Origin of the sequence: Aeromonas taiwanensis, assembly GCF_000820165.1 — a bacterium.
GTDB lineage: Bacteria > Pseudomonadota > Gammaproteobacteria > Enterobacterales > Aeromonadaceae > Aeromonas > Aeromonas taiwanensis.
The window spans coordinates 15,768-32,147 of record NZ_CDDD01000005.1 but is presented as its reverse complement, the minus strand read 5'-3'; the positions used below and the strand labels follow the sequence as shown (position 1 = coordinate 32,147).

18 protein-coding genes are annotated in these 16,380 nt (G+C 62.8%); 5 read left to right on the top strand and 13 right to left on the bottom strand.

Features of this window, described 5'->3' with window-relative positions; all coding sequences use genetic code 11:
- From BN1136_RS20095 to BN1136_RS00890, 8 genes are all read right to left on the bottom strand, one after another.
- Positions 1 to 78, bottom strand: a 78-nt coding sequence (locus BN1136_RS20095; RefSeq protein ID WP_156135294.1) for an HAD family hydrolase, incomplete at its 3' end; no start/stop codon positions are given.
- A 93-nt stretch (positions 79 to 171) separates the two neighbouring features.
- Entirely contained in the window at positions 172 to 1,212 is a 1,041-nt protein-coding gene (locus BN1136_RS00920) for an alpha/beta fold hydrolase (protein WP_043763694.1), read from the bottom strand.
- Complete coding sequence (locus BN1136_RS00915) at positions 1,209 to 1,871, bottom strand: CatB-related O-acetyltransferase (RefSeq protein WP_043763691.1); 663 nt, start codon at positions 1,869 to 1,871, stop codon at positions 1,209 to 1,211. Before BN1136_RS00915 ends, BN1136_RS00920 begins: the two co-directional genes overlap by 4 nt.
- The gene (trmH, locus tag BN1136_RS00910) at positions 1,871 to 2,602 is read right to left on the bottom strand and encodes a tRNA (guanosine(18)-2'-O)-methyltransferase TrmH (RefSeq protein ID WP_043763689.1); all 732 of its coding nucleotides are present in this window, start codon (positions 2,600 to 2,602) and stop codon (positions 1,871 to 1,873) included. Before trmH ends, BN1136_RS00915 begins: the two co-directional genes overlap by 1 nt.
- A 107-nt stretch (positions 2,603 to 2,709) precedes the next feature.
- Complete coding sequence (gene spoT / locus BN1136_RS00905; protein WP_043763686.1) at positions 2,710 to 4,827, bottom strand: bifunctional GTP diphosphokinase/guanosine-3',5'-bis pyrophosphate 3'-pyrophosphohydrolase; 2,118 nt, start codon at positions 4,825 to 4,827, stop codon at positions 2,710 to 2,712.
- Positions 4,828 to 4,962: 135 nt separating this feature from the next.
- The gene (gene rpoZ / locus BN1136_RS00900) at positions 4,963 to 5,238 is read right to left on the bottom strand and encodes a DNA-directed RNA polymerase subunit omega (RefSeq protein ID WP_005307060.1); all 276 of its coding nucleotides are present in this window, start codon (positions 5,236 to 5,238) and stop codon (positions 4,963 to 4,965) included.
- Between the two features lie 79 nt (positions 5,239 to 5,317).
- Positions 5,318 to 5,944: a guanylate kinase gene (gmk, locus tag BN1136_RS00895; RefSeq protein WP_043763682.1), complete on the bottom strand. Its 627-nt coding sequence runs from the start codon at positions 5,942 to 5,944 to the stop codon at positions 5,318 to 5,320.
- A 255-nt stretch (positions 5,945 to 6,199) separates the two neighbouring features.
- Complete coding sequence (locus BN1136_RS00890) at positions 6,200 to 7,300, bottom strand: glycosyltransferase family 9 protein (RefSeq protein WP_043763714.1); 1,101 nt, start codon at positions 7,298 to 7,300, stop codon at positions 6,200 to 6,202.
- 139 nt (positions 7,301 to 7,439) lie between these two features.
- Between BN1136_RS00890 and BN1136_RS00885 the strand changes: the two genes are divergently transcribed.
- A complete protein-coding gene (locus BN1136_RS00885) occupies positions 7,440 to 8,153 on the top strand; it encodes a 3-deoxy-D-manno-octulosonic acid kinase (protein ID WP_043763711.1) in 714 nt (237 codons plus the stop codon).
- 423 nt (positions 8,154 to 8,576) lie between these two features.
- Positions 8,577 to 9,440 (top strand): GGDEF domain-containing protein, encoded by an 864-nt coding sequence (locus tag BN1136_RS00880; protein WP_043807922.1) that lies wholly within the window; start codon positions 8,577 to 8,579, stop codon positions 9,438 to 9,440.
- A gap of 74 nt (positions 9,441 to 9,514) precedes the next feature.
- On the opposite strand, the gene BN1136_RS00875 is transcribed toward BN1136_RS00880, so the two are convergent.
- Positions 9,515 to 10,369, bottom strand: coding sequence for a carboxylate/amino acid/amine transporter (locus BN1136_RS00875; protein WP_043763680.1), 855 nt, complete (start codon positions 10,367 to 10,369; stop codon positions 9,515 to 9,517).
- 42 nt (positions 10,370 to 10,411) lie between these two features.
- Here BN1136_RS00875 and BN1136_RS00870 point away from each other — a divergent pair, with 42 nt between their 5' ends.
- Positions 10,412 to 10,882: a DUF6314 family protein gene (locus BN1136_RS00870; protein ID WP_043763709.1), complete on the top strand. Its 471-nt coding sequence runs from the start codon at positions 10,412 to 10,414 to the stop codon at positions 10,880 to 10,882.
- Positions 10,883 to 10,988: 106 nt separating this feature from the next.
- Here the strand turns inward: BN1136_RS00870 and BN1136_RS19545 are convergent, their stop codons facing one another.
- Both BN1136_RS19545 and BN1136_RS00865 read right to left on the bottom strand, forming a co-directional pair.
- Positions 10,989 to 11,150, bottom strand: coding sequence for a hypothetical protein (locus BN1136_RS19545; RefSeq protein WP_081843883.1), 162 nt, complete (start codon positions 11,148 to 11,150; stop codon positions 10,989 to 10,991).
- Entirely contained in the window at positions 11,135 to 12,034 is a 900-nt protein-coding gene (locus tag BN1136_RS00865) for a DMT family transporter (protein WP_043763678.1), read from the bottom strand. Before BN1136_RS00865 ends, BN1136_RS19545 begins: the two co-directional genes overlap by 16 nt.
- Before the next feature lie 91 nt (positions 12,035 to 12,125).
- On the opposite strand from BN1136_RS00865, the gene BN1136_RS00860 reads away from it, so the two are divergent.
- Entirely contained in the window at positions 12,126 to 13,085 is a 960-nt protein-coding gene (locus tag BN1136_RS00860; protein WP_043763676.1) for a LysR family transcriptional regulator, read from the top strand.
- Here the strand turns inward: BN1136_RS00860 and trpS are convergent.
- Both trpS and BN1136_RS00850 read right to left on the bottom strand, forming a co-directional pair.
- Positions 13,064 to 14,077 carry a tryptophan--tRNA ligase gene (gene trpS, locus BN1136_RS00855; RefSeq protein WP_043763673.1) on the bottom strand — a complete coding sequence of 338 codons (1,014 nt, stop codon included), beginning with the start codon at positions 14,075 to 14,077 and terminating at the stop codon, positions 13,064 to 13,066. The genes BN1136_RS00860 and trpS overlap by 22 nt on opposite strands.
- A 190-nt stretch (positions 14,078 to 14,267) precedes the next feature.
- On the bottom strand, positions 14,268 to 14,702 hold the full coding sequence (locus BN1136_RS00850) for a universal stress protein (RefSeq protein WP_042079034.1): 435 nt from the start codon (positions 14,700 to 14,702) through the stop codon (positions 14,268 to 14,270).
- Between the two features lie 462 nt (positions 14,703 to 15,164).
- On the opposite strand from BN1136_RS00850, the gene fabV reads away from it, so the two are divergent.
- Positions 15,165 to 16,352: an enoyl-ACP reductase FabV gene (fabV, locus tag BN1136_RS00845; protein WP_043763671.1), complete on the top strand. Its 1,188-nt coding sequence runs from the start codon at positions 15,165 to 15,167 to the stop codon at positions 16,350 to 16,352.
- Positions 16,353 to 16,380: the final 28 nt, after the last annotated feature.

Below are 16,380 nucleotides of genomic sequence, written 5' to 3'. Positions count from 1 at the left end.
GTCACGGGTGCGGGGGGAGATCTGGTGCTGCTTGTTGAGCAGGGTGCCATCGAGATCGGATACAACGACCTTATACATCATCACCTCGGGGTTACGAATGAAAGCGGGAGCAGTGTACAGCAACCGCTCCCGCGACCCCATTTATTTAGGGATACAAAAAATAACCAGGTGTTAGTGGCGTGCGAAGAAGGCCAGAGTCGCGTTGAGCGCGGCCTGGCGTTGGGGATCCGCCTCGATGAAGAGCTCGTGCCAGGCGCCTTCGATGCGCAGCGGCTTGCCTCCCTCACACCTGGCCCTGGCGCAGAAGGCATCCTGCGCCGCGTTGTCCACCACGCTGTCCTCGCCAGCCTGCAGCAGCAGCAGCGGCGTCCTGATGGCGCCGGCATCGGCGATCGCCGCATCTGCCCCAGTAATGCCCTGATGGATCCAGTGGGCGGTGGCTCCCCCGAGCTTGACCTGGGGATGCTGCTCGTAGATCTGGCGGAAGGCCTGATAGCGTGAGGTGCTGTGGGTCAGCTCGTTGTCGGCGAAGCCCTGATCCTGATAGGGCCCCTGGCCCGGGCCGTAGGGGGGCTCGCCCAACCAGCCGCCGACCGTGCCTATGGTGGCCGTTACTCCCTTGGCCAGCCACTTGGGCAGGCCGCCGAGGTTGATGCCCATCATGGGGGAGGAGAGCACGGCGGCCCGGATGTCGTCAGGCCAGCGCTCCAGATAGCGGGCCGAGATGGCGCCGCCCATGGAGTGGGCCAGCAGGAAGAGGCTGGCGGGCTTGTCCGCCAGGATCACCTCGTCGTGAAACTGCTTGAGATCCAGCACATAGTCGTCGAACTGGTCGACATATCCCTTCTCTTTGTCGGCCAGCATGCGCCCGGACATTCCCTGACCGCGATGGTCGATGAGGTAGAGGCTGTAGCCCTGGCGCCACAGATCCCAGGCCAGTTCCTGGTACTTGAGGTAGCTCTCGACCCGGCCGTTGACGATGAGGATGGCGCGATCGACGGTGGGCTGGCGCAGGGCGGCATAGCGGATGGCGATCCCGTCCTTGCCCTTGAATTTCCCCTCCACGGCATGTTCACGCCAGAAGTCGGGCAGGGTCTGTTGATAGAGGGCGGGGACGTCGGCTTCGGTGGTCAGCTGATAGGGGTTGTTCACGGCAAGGGTTCCGGCAGAAAACAGGGTCAGGGCCAGCAGGGGAAGAGAGAAATATTTCATCGGGCAAGCTCCTCTCGCCAATGGTGGTAGAGCGTCGCTATGTCGCTCGAGCAGATAAGAGGCATGGCGGCCTGCAAACGGGGCAGCGGCCAGTCCCACCACTGCATGGCTTGCAACATGGCGATCCGCTCCTCGTCGAAGCGGAGACGGATCGGTTTGGCCGGATTGCCGCCCACTATGGTGTAGGGCGGCACGTCCCGGGTGACCACGGCGCGGGTGGCGATCACGGCTCCATCGCCTATGGTGACGCCCGGCATGATCATGGCTTCCGAGCCTATCCAGACGTCGTTGCCGACCCGGGTGTCACCCTTGCACTGGAAGCCGCTCTGCACCCCCTCGCCAAAGATACCGGGATCGAACGGGAAGGTGGAGGCCCACTCCATGCGGTGGCCCTGATTGCCCGCCAGCAGGAAGGTGGCACCGGATCCGATGGAGCAGAACTTGCCGATGATGAGGCGATCCACCTCGCCCCAGACGCCGCTCTCCCAAGTGTCACGGGTCGAGCCGTCACCCAGCAGATAACGTACGCAGTGATCCTCGAACGGCTTGCCGTGGTAGTAGCCGGAGTAGTAGCTGTACTCCCCGGCCTCGATATTGGGGTTGGTCAGGTGATCCCGTATGACCTGGGATTCCAGCCAGCTGCCAAAGGGATTCTCCATCACTGATCCTGCCATTCATCCTCTTCCTGTTGCGCGGCCCACCCCTTGCGGGTCAGCTGCATCTGCTGCCACCAGCGCTCGTCCGCCAGGATCTCGCCGGCCGGGCCGAGCTGGGGGTAGGGCATCTCTTTCTCCTTGCAGAGCTGGGCATAGACGGGATAGCCCCCCTCGAACAAGATGGTGTTCTGTTCTTCCAGGCTGAGCGGGCACCCGCGCTGATAGCAACCGGCCAGCTCGCGCTGGCGCTGGGCTTCGTAGAGGATGGCGGCGGCCGCCACCGAGACGTTGAGGGACTGCACCATGCCCACCATGGGGATGACGATATGGTGATCGGCCAGGGCCAGCGCCTCTTCGCCGATGCCGTGCTTCTCCTGGCCCACCAGGATGGCGGTGGGTTTGGTGTAGTCGATGGCGCGAAAGTCCACCGAGCTCTCGGAGAGGTGGGTCGCCAGGATCTGCATGCCGGACGCCTTCAGTTCGGTCACGGCGCTGCCGATGTCCGGGTGCAGCTTCACGTCCACCCAGTTCTGGCTGCCGCGGGCGGTGCCCTTGCGTTTGTGGATCCAGCTCTTGGGCCAGACCGCGTGCACCCGGTGGATGCCGATGGCGTCGGCGGTGCGCACGATGGCGGCCAGATTGTGCGGCTTGTGGACCTCTTCCATGCAGACGGTCAAGTCGAGCTGGCGCTGGGCCAGCATGTCGGAAATGCGTTTGAAGCGTTCAGGAGTCATATCGGTTTCTATGTCGTGAGGCTGGTGCATGCAACAAGGCTGGTGGCCTGCTGCATGGGGCCCTGGGTATCTCTTGAAAAGCAGCAGGCGGCTTGCGCCGCCTGTGTTCAGTTCTTCTGTCGGCTCACCCTGAGCACGTTCGGCATCACCCGGATCTTGCGCATGATGTTGGCAAGGTGGATCCGGCTCTTGGTGGTGATGAGCAGGGTGACCACATAGACCCGGCCGTCCTTCTCCTCGGTGCTGATGGCGTGGATGTTGGCGCCAGTGGCGGCAATCACGTTAGCCAGCTCCGCCAGGGCGCCCTGGTGGTTGACGATCTCGATGCTGATGCCGGTGCGGAACTCCTGTTCCTGCTCCTTGTCCACTTCCCACTGTACCGGCAGGTACTTGTCCGGTTCGCGGCTGTAGCCCTTGATGTTGCGGCAGGACTCCTGGTGGATCACCAGGCCCTTGCCCGGGCTGATGTGGGCGATGATGGCATCCCCCGGGATGGGGCGGCAGCAGTTGGCGAAGGTGACCAGCATGCCGTCGGCACCCTTGATCGGCATCTTCTTGCTGTTGGATTTCGGTTGCTCTTCCGGCGGCAGCTCGTCACCGAGCATGCGCCGCGCCACCATGACGCTCATGGCATTGCCAAGACCCACGTCGGCCAGCAAGCCCTGCAGGTTCTCGTGCTTGGTGTCGGCCAGCACCTGTTTGACGCGGGCTTCCGGGATGTCTTCGATATTCTTGGCACCGAGCGCATGGTTGAGCAGGCGACGGCCCAGCACCACGGACTCTTCGGTGCGCAGGTTCTTGAGGAACTGGCGGATCTTGGAGCGCGCCTTGGTGGTCACCACGAAGTTGAGCCAGGCCGCGTTCGGACGGGCGCCCGGTGCCGTGATGATCTCCACCGTCTGACCCGAGTGCAGCGGGCTGCTCAGGGGATAGGGGTGGCGGTCGACCCGGGAGCCGACGCAGGCGTGGCCGATGTCGGTGTGCACCGTGTAGGCGAAGTCCACCGGGGTGGCGCCGGCGGGCAGCTCCATGATGCGGCCTTCCGGCGTGAAGACGTAGATCTCGTCCGGGAAGAGGTCGGTCTTGACCCCCTCGATGAATTCAAAGGAGCTGCCGGCACTCTGTTGCAGCTCGAGCAGGCTCTGCATCCAGCGCTGGGCGCGGATCTGGGCCGTGGTGCCCGAGCTGTCGCCATCCTGCTTGTAGGCCCAGTGGGCGGCGACCCCCTTGTCGGCCATCTGGTCCATGAACTCGGTGCGGATCTGCACCTCCACCGGCACACCGTGCGGCCCCACTAATGAGGTGTGCAGGGACTGGTAGCCGTTCGTCTTGGGGATGGCGATGTAATCCTTGAAGCGACCGGGGCGCGGCTTGTAGAGGCTGTGCATCTGCCCAAGCACCCGGTAGCAGGTGTCTATGTCTTTCACTCTCACTCTGAAAGCATAGATATCCATCACTTCGTGGAATTGCAGCTCCTTCTTCTCCATCTTGTTGTAGATGGAGAACAGGTTCTTCTCGCGGCCGCTCACCTGGGCGTCGATGCCGGCTTCCCGCAGACGTCCCTCAATCTCGCTCTGGATGGAGTCGATGATCTCGCGCCGGTTGCCACGGGCGCGACGCACCGATTCCCGCAGCACCCGGGAGCGCATGGGGTAGAGCGCCTCGAAGCCGAGCTCTTCCAGCTCGTTCTTCATGGTGTGAATACCGAGGCGGTTGGCGATGGGCGCGAAGATCTCGAGGGTTTCCCGGGCGATGCGGCGGCGCTTGTCCGGGCGCAAGGAACCCAGGGTGCGCATGTTGTGGGTGCGGTCGGCGAGCTTGATCAGGATGACCCGGATGTCCTGGGTCATGGCCATCATCATCTTGCGGAAGTTCTCGACCTGGGCTTCCTTGCGATCGCGGAACTTCAGCTTGTCGAGCTTGGAGACGCCGGAGACCAGCTCGGCGACGGCATTGCCGAACAGCTCGGCCAGGTCGTCCTTGGTGACCGGGGTGTCTTCGATGACGTCGTGCAGCACGGCTGCCATCAGGGTTTCGTGATCGAGGCGCATGTCGCCCAGAATGCGAGCCACGGCAACAGGATGGGTGATATAGGGTTCACCGCTGGAACGCATCTGCCCCTGGTGAGCATCGCGGGCCACCACATAGGCTTGCCTGAGCTTCTCGACCTGCTCGGCTGGCAGGTAGGAACTGGCTATTTCTTTAAGGTTTTCAAATAAATACAAGACAGTCCCCGCAGCGGTTAAACGGCAATCCGTGAAATTGAGGGTATGCCCTCGAGTTTGCGAGGTTTTCGAGCGGTTGTAAATGGGGATAACAGCCGGCACCCGGGCGGGCGCCGACTATGGGAAACGACTGACTTAGCCGCGACCTTCGGCGATGGCGGCAACGGCAGCCAGCTCGGCGGCTTCCTGCTCTTGCTGCTCGTAACGGTCCTGGGTATCCATCACCTGGTTGTTGACCAGACCCAGTTCGATCTCGCGCAGGGCGATCACGGTCGGCTTGTCGTTCTCTTCGTCGACCAGGGGATCCTTGCCTTGTACCGCGATTTGACGGGCGCGGCGCGCGGCGACCAGCACCAGGTCAAAACGGTTACCTACCTGTTTTACAGCATCTTCTACAGTAACGCGGGCCATGCGGGACTCCAGTGTTTGGGCTTTCTGTGATTGAAAAAGCGGTGTTTAAAAATGACGCAAAAGTTTACTTGTTTTTGGCTTACTCTGCCAGTAGCTGTTTCAGCAAGTTTTGCTGGGCCTGCTGTTGCTGGCGCAATTCCAGTCGCTGGCACTCGATAATGGCCCTGAGCTGGAACAGTGCCTGCTCAAAGTCTTCATTGATGATGACATAGTCATACTCGTCATAGTGCACCATTTCGGCAATGGCTTTCTCCATCCGGCCCTTGATCACCTCGACGCTGTCCTGGCCACGGCCGATCAGGCGGCGCTCCAGCTCCTCACGGCTGGGGGGCAGGATGAAGATGGATTTGGTCGGCATCAACTCGCGGATCTGGCGGGCACCCTGCCAGTCGATGTCGAGGAAGACGTCGATCCCCTGAGCCAGGCAGGCTTCAATGGCGGCGCGGGAGGTGCCGTAGTAGTTGCCGAACACTTCGGCCCACTCCAGAAAATCGCCGCGCTCGATCAACTCCTTGAACTCCTCCACCTGCACGAAGTGGTAGTGCACCCCGTGTTCCTCGCCGGGGCGGGTGGCGCGGGTAGTGTGGGAGACGGAGAGCTGCATCTTGCCCGCACCGTTGTGTTTGGTCAGCAAGGCATTGAGCAGGCTGGATTTACCTGCCCCGCTCGGGGAGGAGATGATATAGAGAGTGCCTTGTTGCGCCATGTCATTACCTTTAATCGATGACCCGAGTTTTGGTTGTAGCAGAGGCCGCCGTCTTGTGCCCGAAAGGGAGACAGCCAAACGCAAAACGCGGAAAAGTCAGAATCAGGGGGATGTAAAGGCGGCGAATGTTAGCAGATGGGGGCGGATAAAAAAACGGCCGGAATCATATTCCAGCCGATCAAAGTATTCGTAGCTTGCTGCAGGAGCGTTACCCACATTGGTTGCCATTCTGCCCCCGCTGCCGGGGGAGAGCCATCAGATTATCCCTGCCTCAGGGCTCGGTATTTCCGAATTGCCCGCCGCTGGCAGCAGCTGGCGATCGGCACAGAACCGGTCGAACGCGGCGATGACCCGCTCGCGGGTGATCTTGCCCATGGCGTCCGGATCCTTGAGGCGGGTGCGCCAACCGAGCTCGGCCAGGGGCTTGCCGGTCTCCTGCTCAATCAGCTCCTGATAGACGCTGACCAGATAGTCGCGGCACAGATAGGGGCCGGTGCGATCCGGGTTGTGATGGGCATAGAGGCCGATCACCGGGGTACCCACCAGGGTGGCCATGTGGGCGGGGCCGGTATCCGGGGCCAGCACCAGGCTGGCCTCCTTGATCAGCGCCAGCAACTGCTTGAGATTGGTCTGCCCCACCAGATCCACCGGTTTGCTCTGGCTCAGCTGCTGGATGTCGGCAGCCAGATCCCGTTCCAGCTTGGCCGGTCCGCCGCACAGATAGACTTGAAAGCCCCGGTTGGCGGCGTGATCCGCCAGGGCGGCATAACCGGCCGCCGTCCAGTTCTTGAAGGCTTTGCTCGCGGCGGCGCAGATGAGCAGGGTCGGCTTGCCGCCTACCTTCTCCCTGGCCCAGGCCTGGTGTTCGGCGCTGATGGGCAGTTGCCAGTCCGGGGTCAGATCCTGGATGCCGAGCTCCCTGGCAAAGGCGAGGAAGCCGTCCAGCACGTGGGGAGAGGCGGGGGACGGCACGCTGTGGTTGGTGAACAGCCACTGGCCGTCGCTGGCCCGCTCCCGGTCAAAACCGAGTTTGACCTTGGCGCGGATCCCCAAGGTGGCGATGCTGGCCCGCAAGGCCGCCTGCAGATGGAGCAGGGCATCGAACCTGCGTCCCTTGAGGGTTTGCCACAGCTCGCGATAGCCTCGCCAGCCCTTGCTCTTGTCGAAAGGGATGACCTCGACACCGGGCAGGTCGGCAAACAGGGTCGCCTCAATCTTGCCCGTGATCCAGGTGATGCGGGTCTCTGGCCACGCCCGCTGGATGACGCGCACCAGTGCCAGCGCGTGACAGCAGTCGCCGATGGCGGAGAGGCGCAGGATGCAGATGGAGGAGGGCGGCGTTTGGAACAGCGGCATGATGTGGCGCAACGATGGCAAAATGGATGGATGGCATTATGCAAACTCCCTTGTGGATTGTAAAATTGCGCCAGTTGCCCGACCGGCACAGTCCCCTGACGGGATGCCCTGCGTCCCACTACCGACCGGAATTTTCATGATGCTGACACAGACCACCCACAACCAGATCTGCTGGTATGCCGACGGTGCCTTCCGCGATCCTTCCCCCTCCCTGTTCGACCCGGTCTGGTGGCAGACCCATCGCCAGGTAGTGGGGAGCGCCATCGGCCGGGGGGTGACCTGGTTCGTGAAGGATGAGTCGCGCCATCTGGTGCTGCGTCACTACTACCGTGGCGGCATGGTGGGCAAGCTGGTGCGGGATCGCTTCTGGTTCGAGGGGGTGGAGTCGAGTCGGGCCATGGCCGAATACCGCCTGCTGGCCACCCTGAGCGAGCAGGGGCTGCCGGTGCCGCGTCCGTTTGCGGCACGCATGGTCAAGCAGGGGCCCTTCTACCGGGCCGACATCCTGATCGAGCGCATCCGGGGGGCCAAGGATCTGGTGGCCCTGCTCAAGCTGGGGCCGCTGGCCGCCGAGGTGTGGCACAAGGTGGGGCAGACGGTGCGCCGGCTGCACGATGCCGGTGTCTGTCACGCGGACCTCAACAGCCACAACCTGCTGCTCGACAAGGAGGGCAAGGTGTGGGTGATCGATTTCGACAAGGGGGCCATCCGCGCACCTGGCAGCTGGCAACAGGCCAACCTGGAGCGGCTACTGCGCTCCTTCAACAAGGAATCCCAGCTGCATACCAGTTTCCACTTCGTGCCGGAGAACTGGCAGGCACTGATGGCCGGTTATCAGGGCAAGGTGAATTGAGTTCCTCTGCTACTTCGTGTCTGAAGGTTGGCAGGCGCTGATGGCTGGCTATCAAGGCTAGGTGAATTGAGTTCCTCTGCTACTTCGTGGCTGAAGGCTGGCAGGCGCTGATGGCTGGCTATCAAGGCTAGGTGAATTGAGTTCCTCTGCTACTTCGTGGCTGAAGGCTGGCAGGCACTGATGGCCGGTTATCAGGGCAAGGCGGGCTGAGTTCCTCTGCTACTTCGTGTCTGAAGGCTGGCAGGCATTGATGGCGGGTTATCAGGGCAAGGCGAATGGCGTTTTGCTGGGACCTGATATCTTGAAGTGGACAAGAGCGGCGGGCTGAGGGGCTGACATTGGCGCGGTTGCTCGGCGCCTGCGCCAATGTTACTTATTGAGAATGTTTGATTCAGATATTCAGATCCGGTTTCGAGGCGCGTGATGGAAAGGTATGAGACTCCCTGGGTAGAGATCACCACCCCCCTTGAGGTGACGCTGATGGCGCAGGCCATGGCGATGTTGGAGGCCGGGATCTGGACCTGGTCGGCCGAACAGGGCCTGAGGCGCGATCCCTCCTGTCTGCAGCTGCTGGGGCTGGAGGGGGGAGAGCTGGATGATCTCGGCTGGCTGGCCCGGGTGCACCCGGACGACGGCCCCCGTCTGGCCGAGGCCATGGCGGCTTGCCAGGAGGGGCGCAGCAGCGGGGTGAGGCTCGAGTACCGCATCTTGCATCATCAGGGCCACTACATTCGGCTGGAGGAGCGGATGCACCGCGACGAGCGGGGGCAGTTGCTGGGGGTGGTGCGCCATCTGGATGCCGCCATGGCGCCCCTGGAGGATCGCCACGACACGGATCCGCTCACCGGACTTGAGAGCCGCAGCCATTTCGAGATGCTGCTGGATGAGCGGCTGGCCAGTGAAAGCGGCAGTTTCTGTCTGCTGCAATTCAGCGTGGATCACCGCAGCAAGATCCTGCAGCTGTTTGGCGAGGCCACTTGCGACGCCATGCTGGCCAAACTGGCTCGCATGGTCCGCCGCGAGCTGAGGCGGGAGGATCCCTTCGCCCGCTGGGACGAGGATGGCTTCATCCTGATGCTCTCTCAGACCGATCGACTGAGCGGTCTGGAGATTGCCGAGCGGCTGCGTCTGGAGATAGCCGATGCCAGCCTGCTGCCCCAGCGCCCGGTGACCGTCAGCATCGGTCTGGTGCAGAGCCAGAGTGCCGAGCAGCTCGATCATCTGCTGGCGCGCCTGGCCTCCTGCCACGGCCAGGCGAAGCGGGAGCACAACACCGTCATCGGCTGATTTTTAGTCAGCGCTCACTCACCACGAACATCTGCGAATCCAATGAAGGCCCGCCTGGGCGAGCCCGTTTTCCGTCAGCCTTCACTGACCCGCTGACGCTGGCAGACCCAGAGGGATGCCAGCATCAGCAGGGCGCCAAGGCTGAGCCTGAGCATGTCGGTATCCTTGCCCCAGAGCACCAGGTTGACCAGCAGACCCGCCGGGATCAGGGCGTTGTTCATGATGGCCAGCACGCCGCTGCTGACCAGGGTTGCCCCCTTGTTCCACAGGAAGTAGCCAAGTCCCGAGGCGCCAATCCCCAGCCAGAGCAGGATGCCCCATTGCAGGTTGCTTGTGGGGTACTGGGGCTGGCCCAGCAGCCACCAGGCGGGCAGGGCGATCACCAGGGCTCCCAGATAGAAGCAACCGAACACCGCGAGCTGGGGTGGTTGTTCGGTCTCCCGGGCCAGCAGCACCTTGTAGCCGACCTGACCCAGGGCGAAGCAGACGTTGGCCCCCTGTACCACCAGGAATCCCAGCACATAGCTTTCGGTGAGCCCGTCGAAGCGGATGACGGCCGCCCCCAGCACCGCCAGCAGGGCCCCCCACAGATAGACCGGCTTGAAGCGCCGCTCCAGCAGATCGTGGATCAGGGTGACGTAGATGGGGGTGAAGATGGTGAACACCAGCACCTCGGGCACCGTCAGCAGCAGGAAGGAGTGGTAATAGAACAGATACATGATGCCGAGCTGGATGGCGCCGAGGCTCATCAGCTTGATCACCAGGTCGGGCCGCAGCCAGCGGCGGCGCAGGAAGGGGAGAAACACCAGGCTGGCGAGGACGATGCGGGTCAGCACGGAGAAGTAGGCATCCACCTGGCCGGCGAGGTAGACCCCGATCAGGCTGAAGGAGAAGGACCAGAGCAGGGTAACCCCTATCAAGTAGTTCATGTGATTGAATTGTCGTCAGTTGTCAATTTGGAGGGCGCTATGATGGCCGAGTTGGAAGGCGCGATCCAGCGTTTATGGGAAGGGTTGCCACAGATCGGAGCATTTGCCTTCGAGGCGAGCAACGGGGCCGGGTCCGCCACCGACTGGTGTGGTCGCGGGGAGGGGTCTGTGCAGGTGACCGATCACCAGGGTGGCTGGCTGTTTGCCGAGAGCGGGCGCTACACCACGCCCCATGGCCGGGTGCTGGCCATGCACAACCGCTTCTGGTGGCGGCGTACACAGCGGGGGATCCTGCTCTCCCACCTGCGCTACGAGCAGCCGGTCGAGCTGTTCGAGCTGCTGCCCGGGGAGAATGGACGCTGGATGACGGCCGAGCCGCACCTGTGCGGGCAGGATCACTACAGCGCCGAGCTGACCGAAACCGGTGACGGTTTTCTGCTCGCCTGGCAGATCACGGGACCGCGCAAGAACGAGCGGCTGAGCTACCGCTACGGATCAGAGACACAGAGATAAAAAAACCGGCGCAGGGCGCCGGTAGAGGGGACAAATCGGAGGTTTTTTGAAAAACGGTCCCAAAAACAGGAGAGATATACTCTCGTCACACACGCAGAGGGTGTCTTCAGGCACTCAACGCATAACTCAGCATGGCCTGCAGCTTGTTGTCGAAGAACCAGGGCAGCAGCACCATCAAGAGGCCGACTACCCCGGCCAGCCGGTGGCGATACTGCCAGCCGGCGATCAGCACCAGACCGCCGCAGAGGCTGGTCAGGATGCCTGACATGGGGTGGCCTCCCGCTGCTGGCGGCGCTGCTGGGCCCACTGGTTGAGCGCGACCGAGCCCAGGATCAGGGCCAGTGCCACGCCGGTGGTGGACTGGATCTGCTCGCCGAGGAACAGGGCACCCAGCATGACGCCGAACAGCGGCACCAGGTAGTTGCTGAAGGAGGCGAAGGTCGGGCCCGCCTTCTGGATCAGCGCCATGTAGAGGAAGTAGACCAGACCGGTACAGAAGATCCCCAGCATGGCGACGGCGCCCATGGCCTGCTGGCTCGGCAGGGTGAAGGTGCTCAGGTCGGCCACGAAGGGGGCGGCCAGCAGCAGCTGGATGGCCGAGGAGATCAGGATGTTGCGGGCCACGACCACAGGGTGATCCTTGGCAAAGCGCTTGATCATCAGCAGACCGATGGCGAAGCAGCTGGCGCCGAACAGGATGGCCATGGCACCGAGCAGACCGGCATTCATGCCGTTGGCCAGCTTGGGCCAGAACAGTACCAGCACACCGACGAAGCCGATGAGCACGGAGACGAGGCCGCCCTTGGTGATTCTTTCACCAGAAATAAACAGGGGTGCTGCCAAAATGGTCACAAAGGGGATACAACCCATGACCACGGCGGCGATGGCGCTGTCCACATACTGCTGACCCCAGGCCACCATGATGAAGGGGATGGTGGCATCCAGCAGGGCGATCAGCATGTAGGTACGCCAGGGGGTATGTTCGCTCTTGAGGCGCATGAACAGGCAGAGCAGACCCAGGGTCAGACTGCCGCACAGGGCGCGACCGGCCGCCACCAGGATGGGAGGCAGTTCCGCCACGGCCTGGTGCATGAAGATGAACTGGGAGCCCCACAACAGGCCTATCGCCAGCAACAACAGATAACTACGCATTTGAATCTCCGAGGTAATTCGCCAGCGCATTCTATGCAATCTGCTACTATGCCAAAAATGAATTGTCGTCATTCAACTATGGCCATTATCGATGGAACTTCCCCTCTCCCGACTCGACCTCAACCTGCTCACCGTGTTCGACATGCTGATGCAGGAGCGCAACGTCACCCGTGCCGCAGAGCGGCTGCACCTCTCCCAGTCCACCGTCAGCCATGCCCTGGGGCGCTTGCGCCAGGCGCTGGATGATCCCCTTTTCGTGATGAGCCGGCGCGAGATGATGCCGACCGAGCGGGCCAAGGCACTGGCCAGCCCGGTACGTCAGGCGCTGGCCATGCTGGAGCAGGGGCTGCGGCAGGCGAAGGGGTTCGATCCCGCCAGTGCCCAGCGGGTGTTTCGCATCGCCACCCCGGGGTCGGTGGAACACGGGCTGGTGCCCATGCTGGTGGAGCGCATGGTGCAGCTCGCGCCCCACTGCCGGCTGGAAGTGTGCGAGCTGGCGGACAGCGATTACGAGCGGGAGCTGGAGAAGGGAGAGCTGGATCTGGTGATCGGGTTCGCCGGCGCCAACCACCTCTCCCCCCGGTTGTGGCGGGAGGAGTGGTTCAGCAACCCCCTGGTCTGCCTGTCACCCCTTGGCAGCGATCTGCCCGATGCGCTGGGGCCGGACGAGCTGGTCAGCCGCCCTCACATCCACACTTCCAGCTGGGGTCACAGCCAGGCCATGGTGGATCTCTGGCTGGGGCGTTTCGGGGTGGAGCGGGAGCTGGGGGTCCGGCTGCCGAGCTTTATGGCGGTGCCGCCGCTGATGGCCACCGGTCGCTATCTGGTGGTGGTGCCCGAGATGATCGGGCGCCACTTCTGCCGCCACTACCCGCTGCGACTCCATCAGCTGGATCCCGCCATTCCCATCGTCTATCTGATGGCGGGCCACCCGCTCACCGCCCATGACGAGGCGATCGGCTGGTTCAAGGGGCTGCTGCACCGGCTGGCGTTCGAGCGCTACGGCCCGCACGCACTGGGCGGCGCGGCTCACCCCAGCGCGCTGAAGTAATCCAGTCCCATGGCCCCCTTCACCTCGGCCAGTACTTCGTTGGTCAGGGCGCGGGCCTGCTCCGTGCCCTGTTGCAACAGGCGCAGCAGCCGGCGCTTGTCGGCAATGGCCGCCTGGCGCCGCTCCCGCATGGGGGCGAGCAGGGTCTGCAGGCAGTCGTTCAGTACCTGTTTGCAGCGCATGTCCCCCAGGCCGCCGCGCTGGTAATGGGCCTTCATCTCGGCCACCAGCGCCTGGTCGGGGTGGAAGGCATCCAGATAGGCGAACACCGTATTGCCCTCCACCCGGCCCGGATCGCTCACCTTGAGGTGATTGGGGTCGGTATACATGGCGAACACCGCCTGCCTGATCTCGTCGCTCGACATGCCGAGCTCAATGGTGTTGCCGAGGGACTTGGACATCTTGGCCTTGCCGTCGATGCCGGGCAGGCGGCCGGTGTCGCTCAGGATGGGCTGGCACTCGATCAGGATCTCTTTTCCAGCTAGCGTGTTGAAGCGGCGGACGATTTCGTTGGTCTGCTCCAGCATGGGCAGCTGATCCTCGCCCACCGGCACGTGGGTGGCGCGAAAGGCGGTAATGTCGGCGGCCTGGCTGACCGGGTAGACAAGAAAGCCGGCGGGCAGGCTGCGCTCGAACCCTTTTTGCTGGATTTCCGCCTTGACGGTGGGGTTGCGCTCCAGCCGGGCGACGCTGACCAGGTTGAGGTAGTAGGTCGTCAGCTCGGCGAGGGCGGGCAGGGCACTCTGCAGGCAGAAGGTGGTCCTGGCGGGATCCAGGCCGGCGGCCAGGTAGTCGGCCATCACCTCCAGTACGTTGTCGGTCACCTTGGCCGGGTTGTGGCCGTTGTCGGTGAGCGCCTGCAGATCGGCGATCATCACGAACTGGCGGTAATGGTGCTGGGCCTCGACGCGCTGGCGCAGGGAACCGACGTAATGGCCGATGTGCAGCCTGCCGGTGGGGCGGTCGCCTGTCAGTATGATGGGGTTGTGCATGTCACTCTCTCCGGTTGGGTGAGCCGGGAGGCGACAAAGGGATGAAAACAATGACCGCCTCTCGGCGGTCACGGTGTTTTCTTTGGGAAATTTTACATAGAAAAGCAGTGCCGCCTGTTATAAGCAGCACCACCAGTAGTTATGAGTGAAGAAGGTCGTATTCATGGAAAATCAAGCTACGCCTGTTTGATCACTTCTGCAAGGGCACGACCAGCAGATCGCAGGGCACGGTATTCATCAGCTGGCGTGCGCTCGAAGTGAGCAGACTCCAGAAGCTCTGGCGGTGGCCACACACCAGCAGGTCGATCTGGTAGTCCTTGACCGCCTGGTTGACCCGTTCGCTCAGGTCGCCGCAGATCACCAGCTTCTTCTCGATGGGGTAATCCACCGAGGCCAGGAAGGTCTCCAGCTTCTCCTTCGCTTCGGCGATCACCTGATCCTGCACGTTGTCGATGTCGATATCGATCATCTCGGTGTAGAGATCCTTGAGGTCCACATCGACATGGATCACCGACAGCTTGGCGCCGTTGGAGCGGGCCCGGTCGACCGCCTTCTCGATCACCTTGCGGTTATCTTCCGACAGGTCGATCGCGGCCAGTACGTGTTTGTAATAGGTACCGTTCATGGGAGTTCTCCTCACTGATCCTGGGTCCACTATACCAATGTCTGCTGAAACTAAAACGACGGCGGTACCACAGTTTCAGGATTTGCATGGACCCTGTACACCCGGGTTGCCGTATCCGATGAAAAGGTAGTGCATATTTTGAGCGGGAGTTTGAAGCCGATCACAGCCCCTCTCTTGCCCCGGGGAAGGGAGGGGCATAGGATGTGCCCGTGTTTCGCAATGAGCACAACACAACAAAAAGCATCTGAATACCGCTTTGGGGAGCCTGGTGCTCCCTTTTGTTTTTCCGCCCTCTTCCTGCCCGGATCCCGCCCGGCATCAAGGTAATCCAGTGCACCTTGGTTATGCTGTAGCCAGTTCCCTTGATGATGCCGCAGCGCGCGTTACCCCACCTTCAGGTTGGACGTGGATGCTCCCGCAGTGGCACTCCTTTTATCGTATTGATGCTTTGGAGCGTGTTTCATGATCATTCACCCCCAGATCCAGGGTTGCGTCGCCCGCAACTGTCACCCCCTCGGCTGCCGGGCCGCCGTGCAGCAGCAGATCGCCAGCGTCAGGGCCGCAGGCCCCTTCAACGGGCCCAAACGGGTGCTAGTGCTGGGGGCTTCGTCCGGCTTCGGGCTGGCGTCGCGTATCGCGCTCACCTTCGGCGCCGGTGCCGACACCCTGGGCGTGTCGTTCGAGCGGGGCCCCTCCGACAAGGGGCTCGGCAGCGCCGGCTGGTACAACAACATCTGGTTCCGTCAGGCGGCGGAGCAGGCCGGACGCATCGCCATCAACCTCATTGGAGATGCTTTCTCCGACACCCTGCGCCAGCAGGCCATCGAGACCATTCGCCAGCAACTGGGGCAGGTGGATCTGGTGATCTACTCGCTGGCGAGCGGCATCCGGGTGCTGCCGGACGGCACCCAGGTGCGCTCCGTGCTCAAGACCACGGGCCAGCCGTTCAGCGGCTGGGGGCTGGATCTGGAGCGCGACGCCCTGGTGCAGCAGTCACTGGCAACCGCCACCCCGGAGGAGATCCGCGATACCGTCACCGTGATGGGAGGGGAGGACTGGCAACTCTGGCTGCAGGCGTTGCAGCAGGCGGACTGCCTGGCCACCGGCGCCCAGACGGTGGCCTACTCCTATATCGGCCCCGAGTCCACCTATCCCCTCTACCGTGACGGCACCATCGGCTATGCCAAGGAACATCTGCACGCCACCGCCGAGACCATCAACCTGCAACTGGCACACATCGGCGGCCACGCCTGGGTGTCGGTGTGCAAGGCACTGGTGACCAAGGCGAGCGCCTATATTCCGGTGCTGCCGGTCTACCTCGGTCTGCTGATGGGGGTGATGAAGGAGCGCGGAGTGCACGAAGGCTGCATCGAGCAGATGCAGCGGTTGTTCGCCCGCAAGATGTACGGGCCGTGCGGGGTGGTGGCCGATGGCAGCCGGCTGATCCGCATGGATGACCACGAGCTGGACCCGGCCGTGCAGGCCGCCGTCTCGGCGCTCTGGCCCAAGGTGACGCCGGACAACTTCCACGCACTGGGGGATTTTGCCGGCCTGCGTCAGGACTTCATGCAGCTCAACGGCTTCGAGCTGCCGGGAGTGGACTACGGGGAGCCGGTGGATGTGTCGTCCCTGACCGAGCTGGTTCCCTGAGCACTGCATGGGACTGTGAGGCCCCGGA

Bases quoted from the DNA above. Each gene is read 5' to 3' on its own strand.
- BN1136_RS00920 (WP_043763694.1), bottom strand. From the start codon at position 1,212: ATGAAATATTTCTCTCTTCCCCTGCTGGCCCTGACCCTGTTTTCTGCC.
- BN1136_RS00915 (WP_043763691.1), bottom strand. From the start codon at position 1,871: ATGGAGAATCCCTTTGGCAGCTGGCTGGAATCCCAGGTCATACGGGAT.
- trmH (WP_043763689.1), bottom strand. From the start codon at position 2,602: ATGACTCCTGAACGCTTCAAACGCATTTCCGACATGCTGGCCCAGCGC.
- rpoZ (WP_005307060.1), bottom strand. From the start codon at position 5,238: ATGGCCCGCGTTACTGTAGAAGATGCTGTAAAACAGGTAGGTAACCGT.
- gmk (WP_043763682.1), bottom strand. From the start codon at position 5,944: ATGGCGCAACAAGGCACTCTCTATATCATCTCCTCCCCGAGCGGGGCA.
- BN1136_RS00890 (WP_043763714.1), bottom strand. From the start codon at position 7,300: ATGCCGCTGTTCCAAACGCCGCCCTCCTCCATCTGCATCCTGCGCCTC.
- BN1136_RS00885 (WP_043763711.1), top strand. From the start codon at position 7,440: ATGCTGACACAGACCACCCACAACCAGATCTGCTGGTATGCCGACGGT.
- BN1136_RS00880 (WP_043807922.1), top strand. From the start codon at position 8,577: ATGGAAAGGTATGAGACTCCCTGGGTAGAGATCACCACCCCCCTTGAG.
- BN1136_RS00875 (WP_043763680.1), bottom strand. From the start codon at position 10,369: ATGAACTACTTGATAGGGGTTACCCTGCTCTGGTCCTTCTCCTTCAGC.
- BN1136_RS00870 (WP_043763709.1), top strand. From the start codon at position 10,412: ATGGCCGAGTTGGAAGGCGCGATCCAGCGTTTATGGGAAGGGTTGCCA.
- BN1136_RS19545 (WP_081843883.1), bottom strand. From the start codon at position 11,150: ATGTCAGGCATCCTGACCAGCCTCTGCGGCGGTCTGGTGCTGATCGCC.
- BN1136_RS00865 (WP_043763678.1), bottom strand. From the start codon at position 12,034: ATGCGTAGTTATCTGTTGTTGCTGGCGATAGGCCTGTTGTGGGGCTCC.
- BN1136_RS00860 (WP_043763676.1), top strand. From the start codon at position 12,126: ATGGAACTTCCCCTCTCCCGACTCGACCTCAACCTGCTCACCGTGTTC.
- trpS (WP_043763673.1), bottom strand. From the start codon at position 14,077: ATGCACAACCCCATCATACTGACAGGCGACCGCCCCACCGGCAGGCTG.
- BN1136_RS00850 (WP_042079034.1), bottom strand. From the start codon at position 14,702: ATGAACGGTACCTATTACAAACACGTACTGGCCGCGATCGACCTGTCG.
- fabV (WP_043763671.1), top strand. From the start codon at position 15,165: ATGATCATTCACCCCCAGATCCAGGGTTGCGTCGCCCGCAACTGTCAC.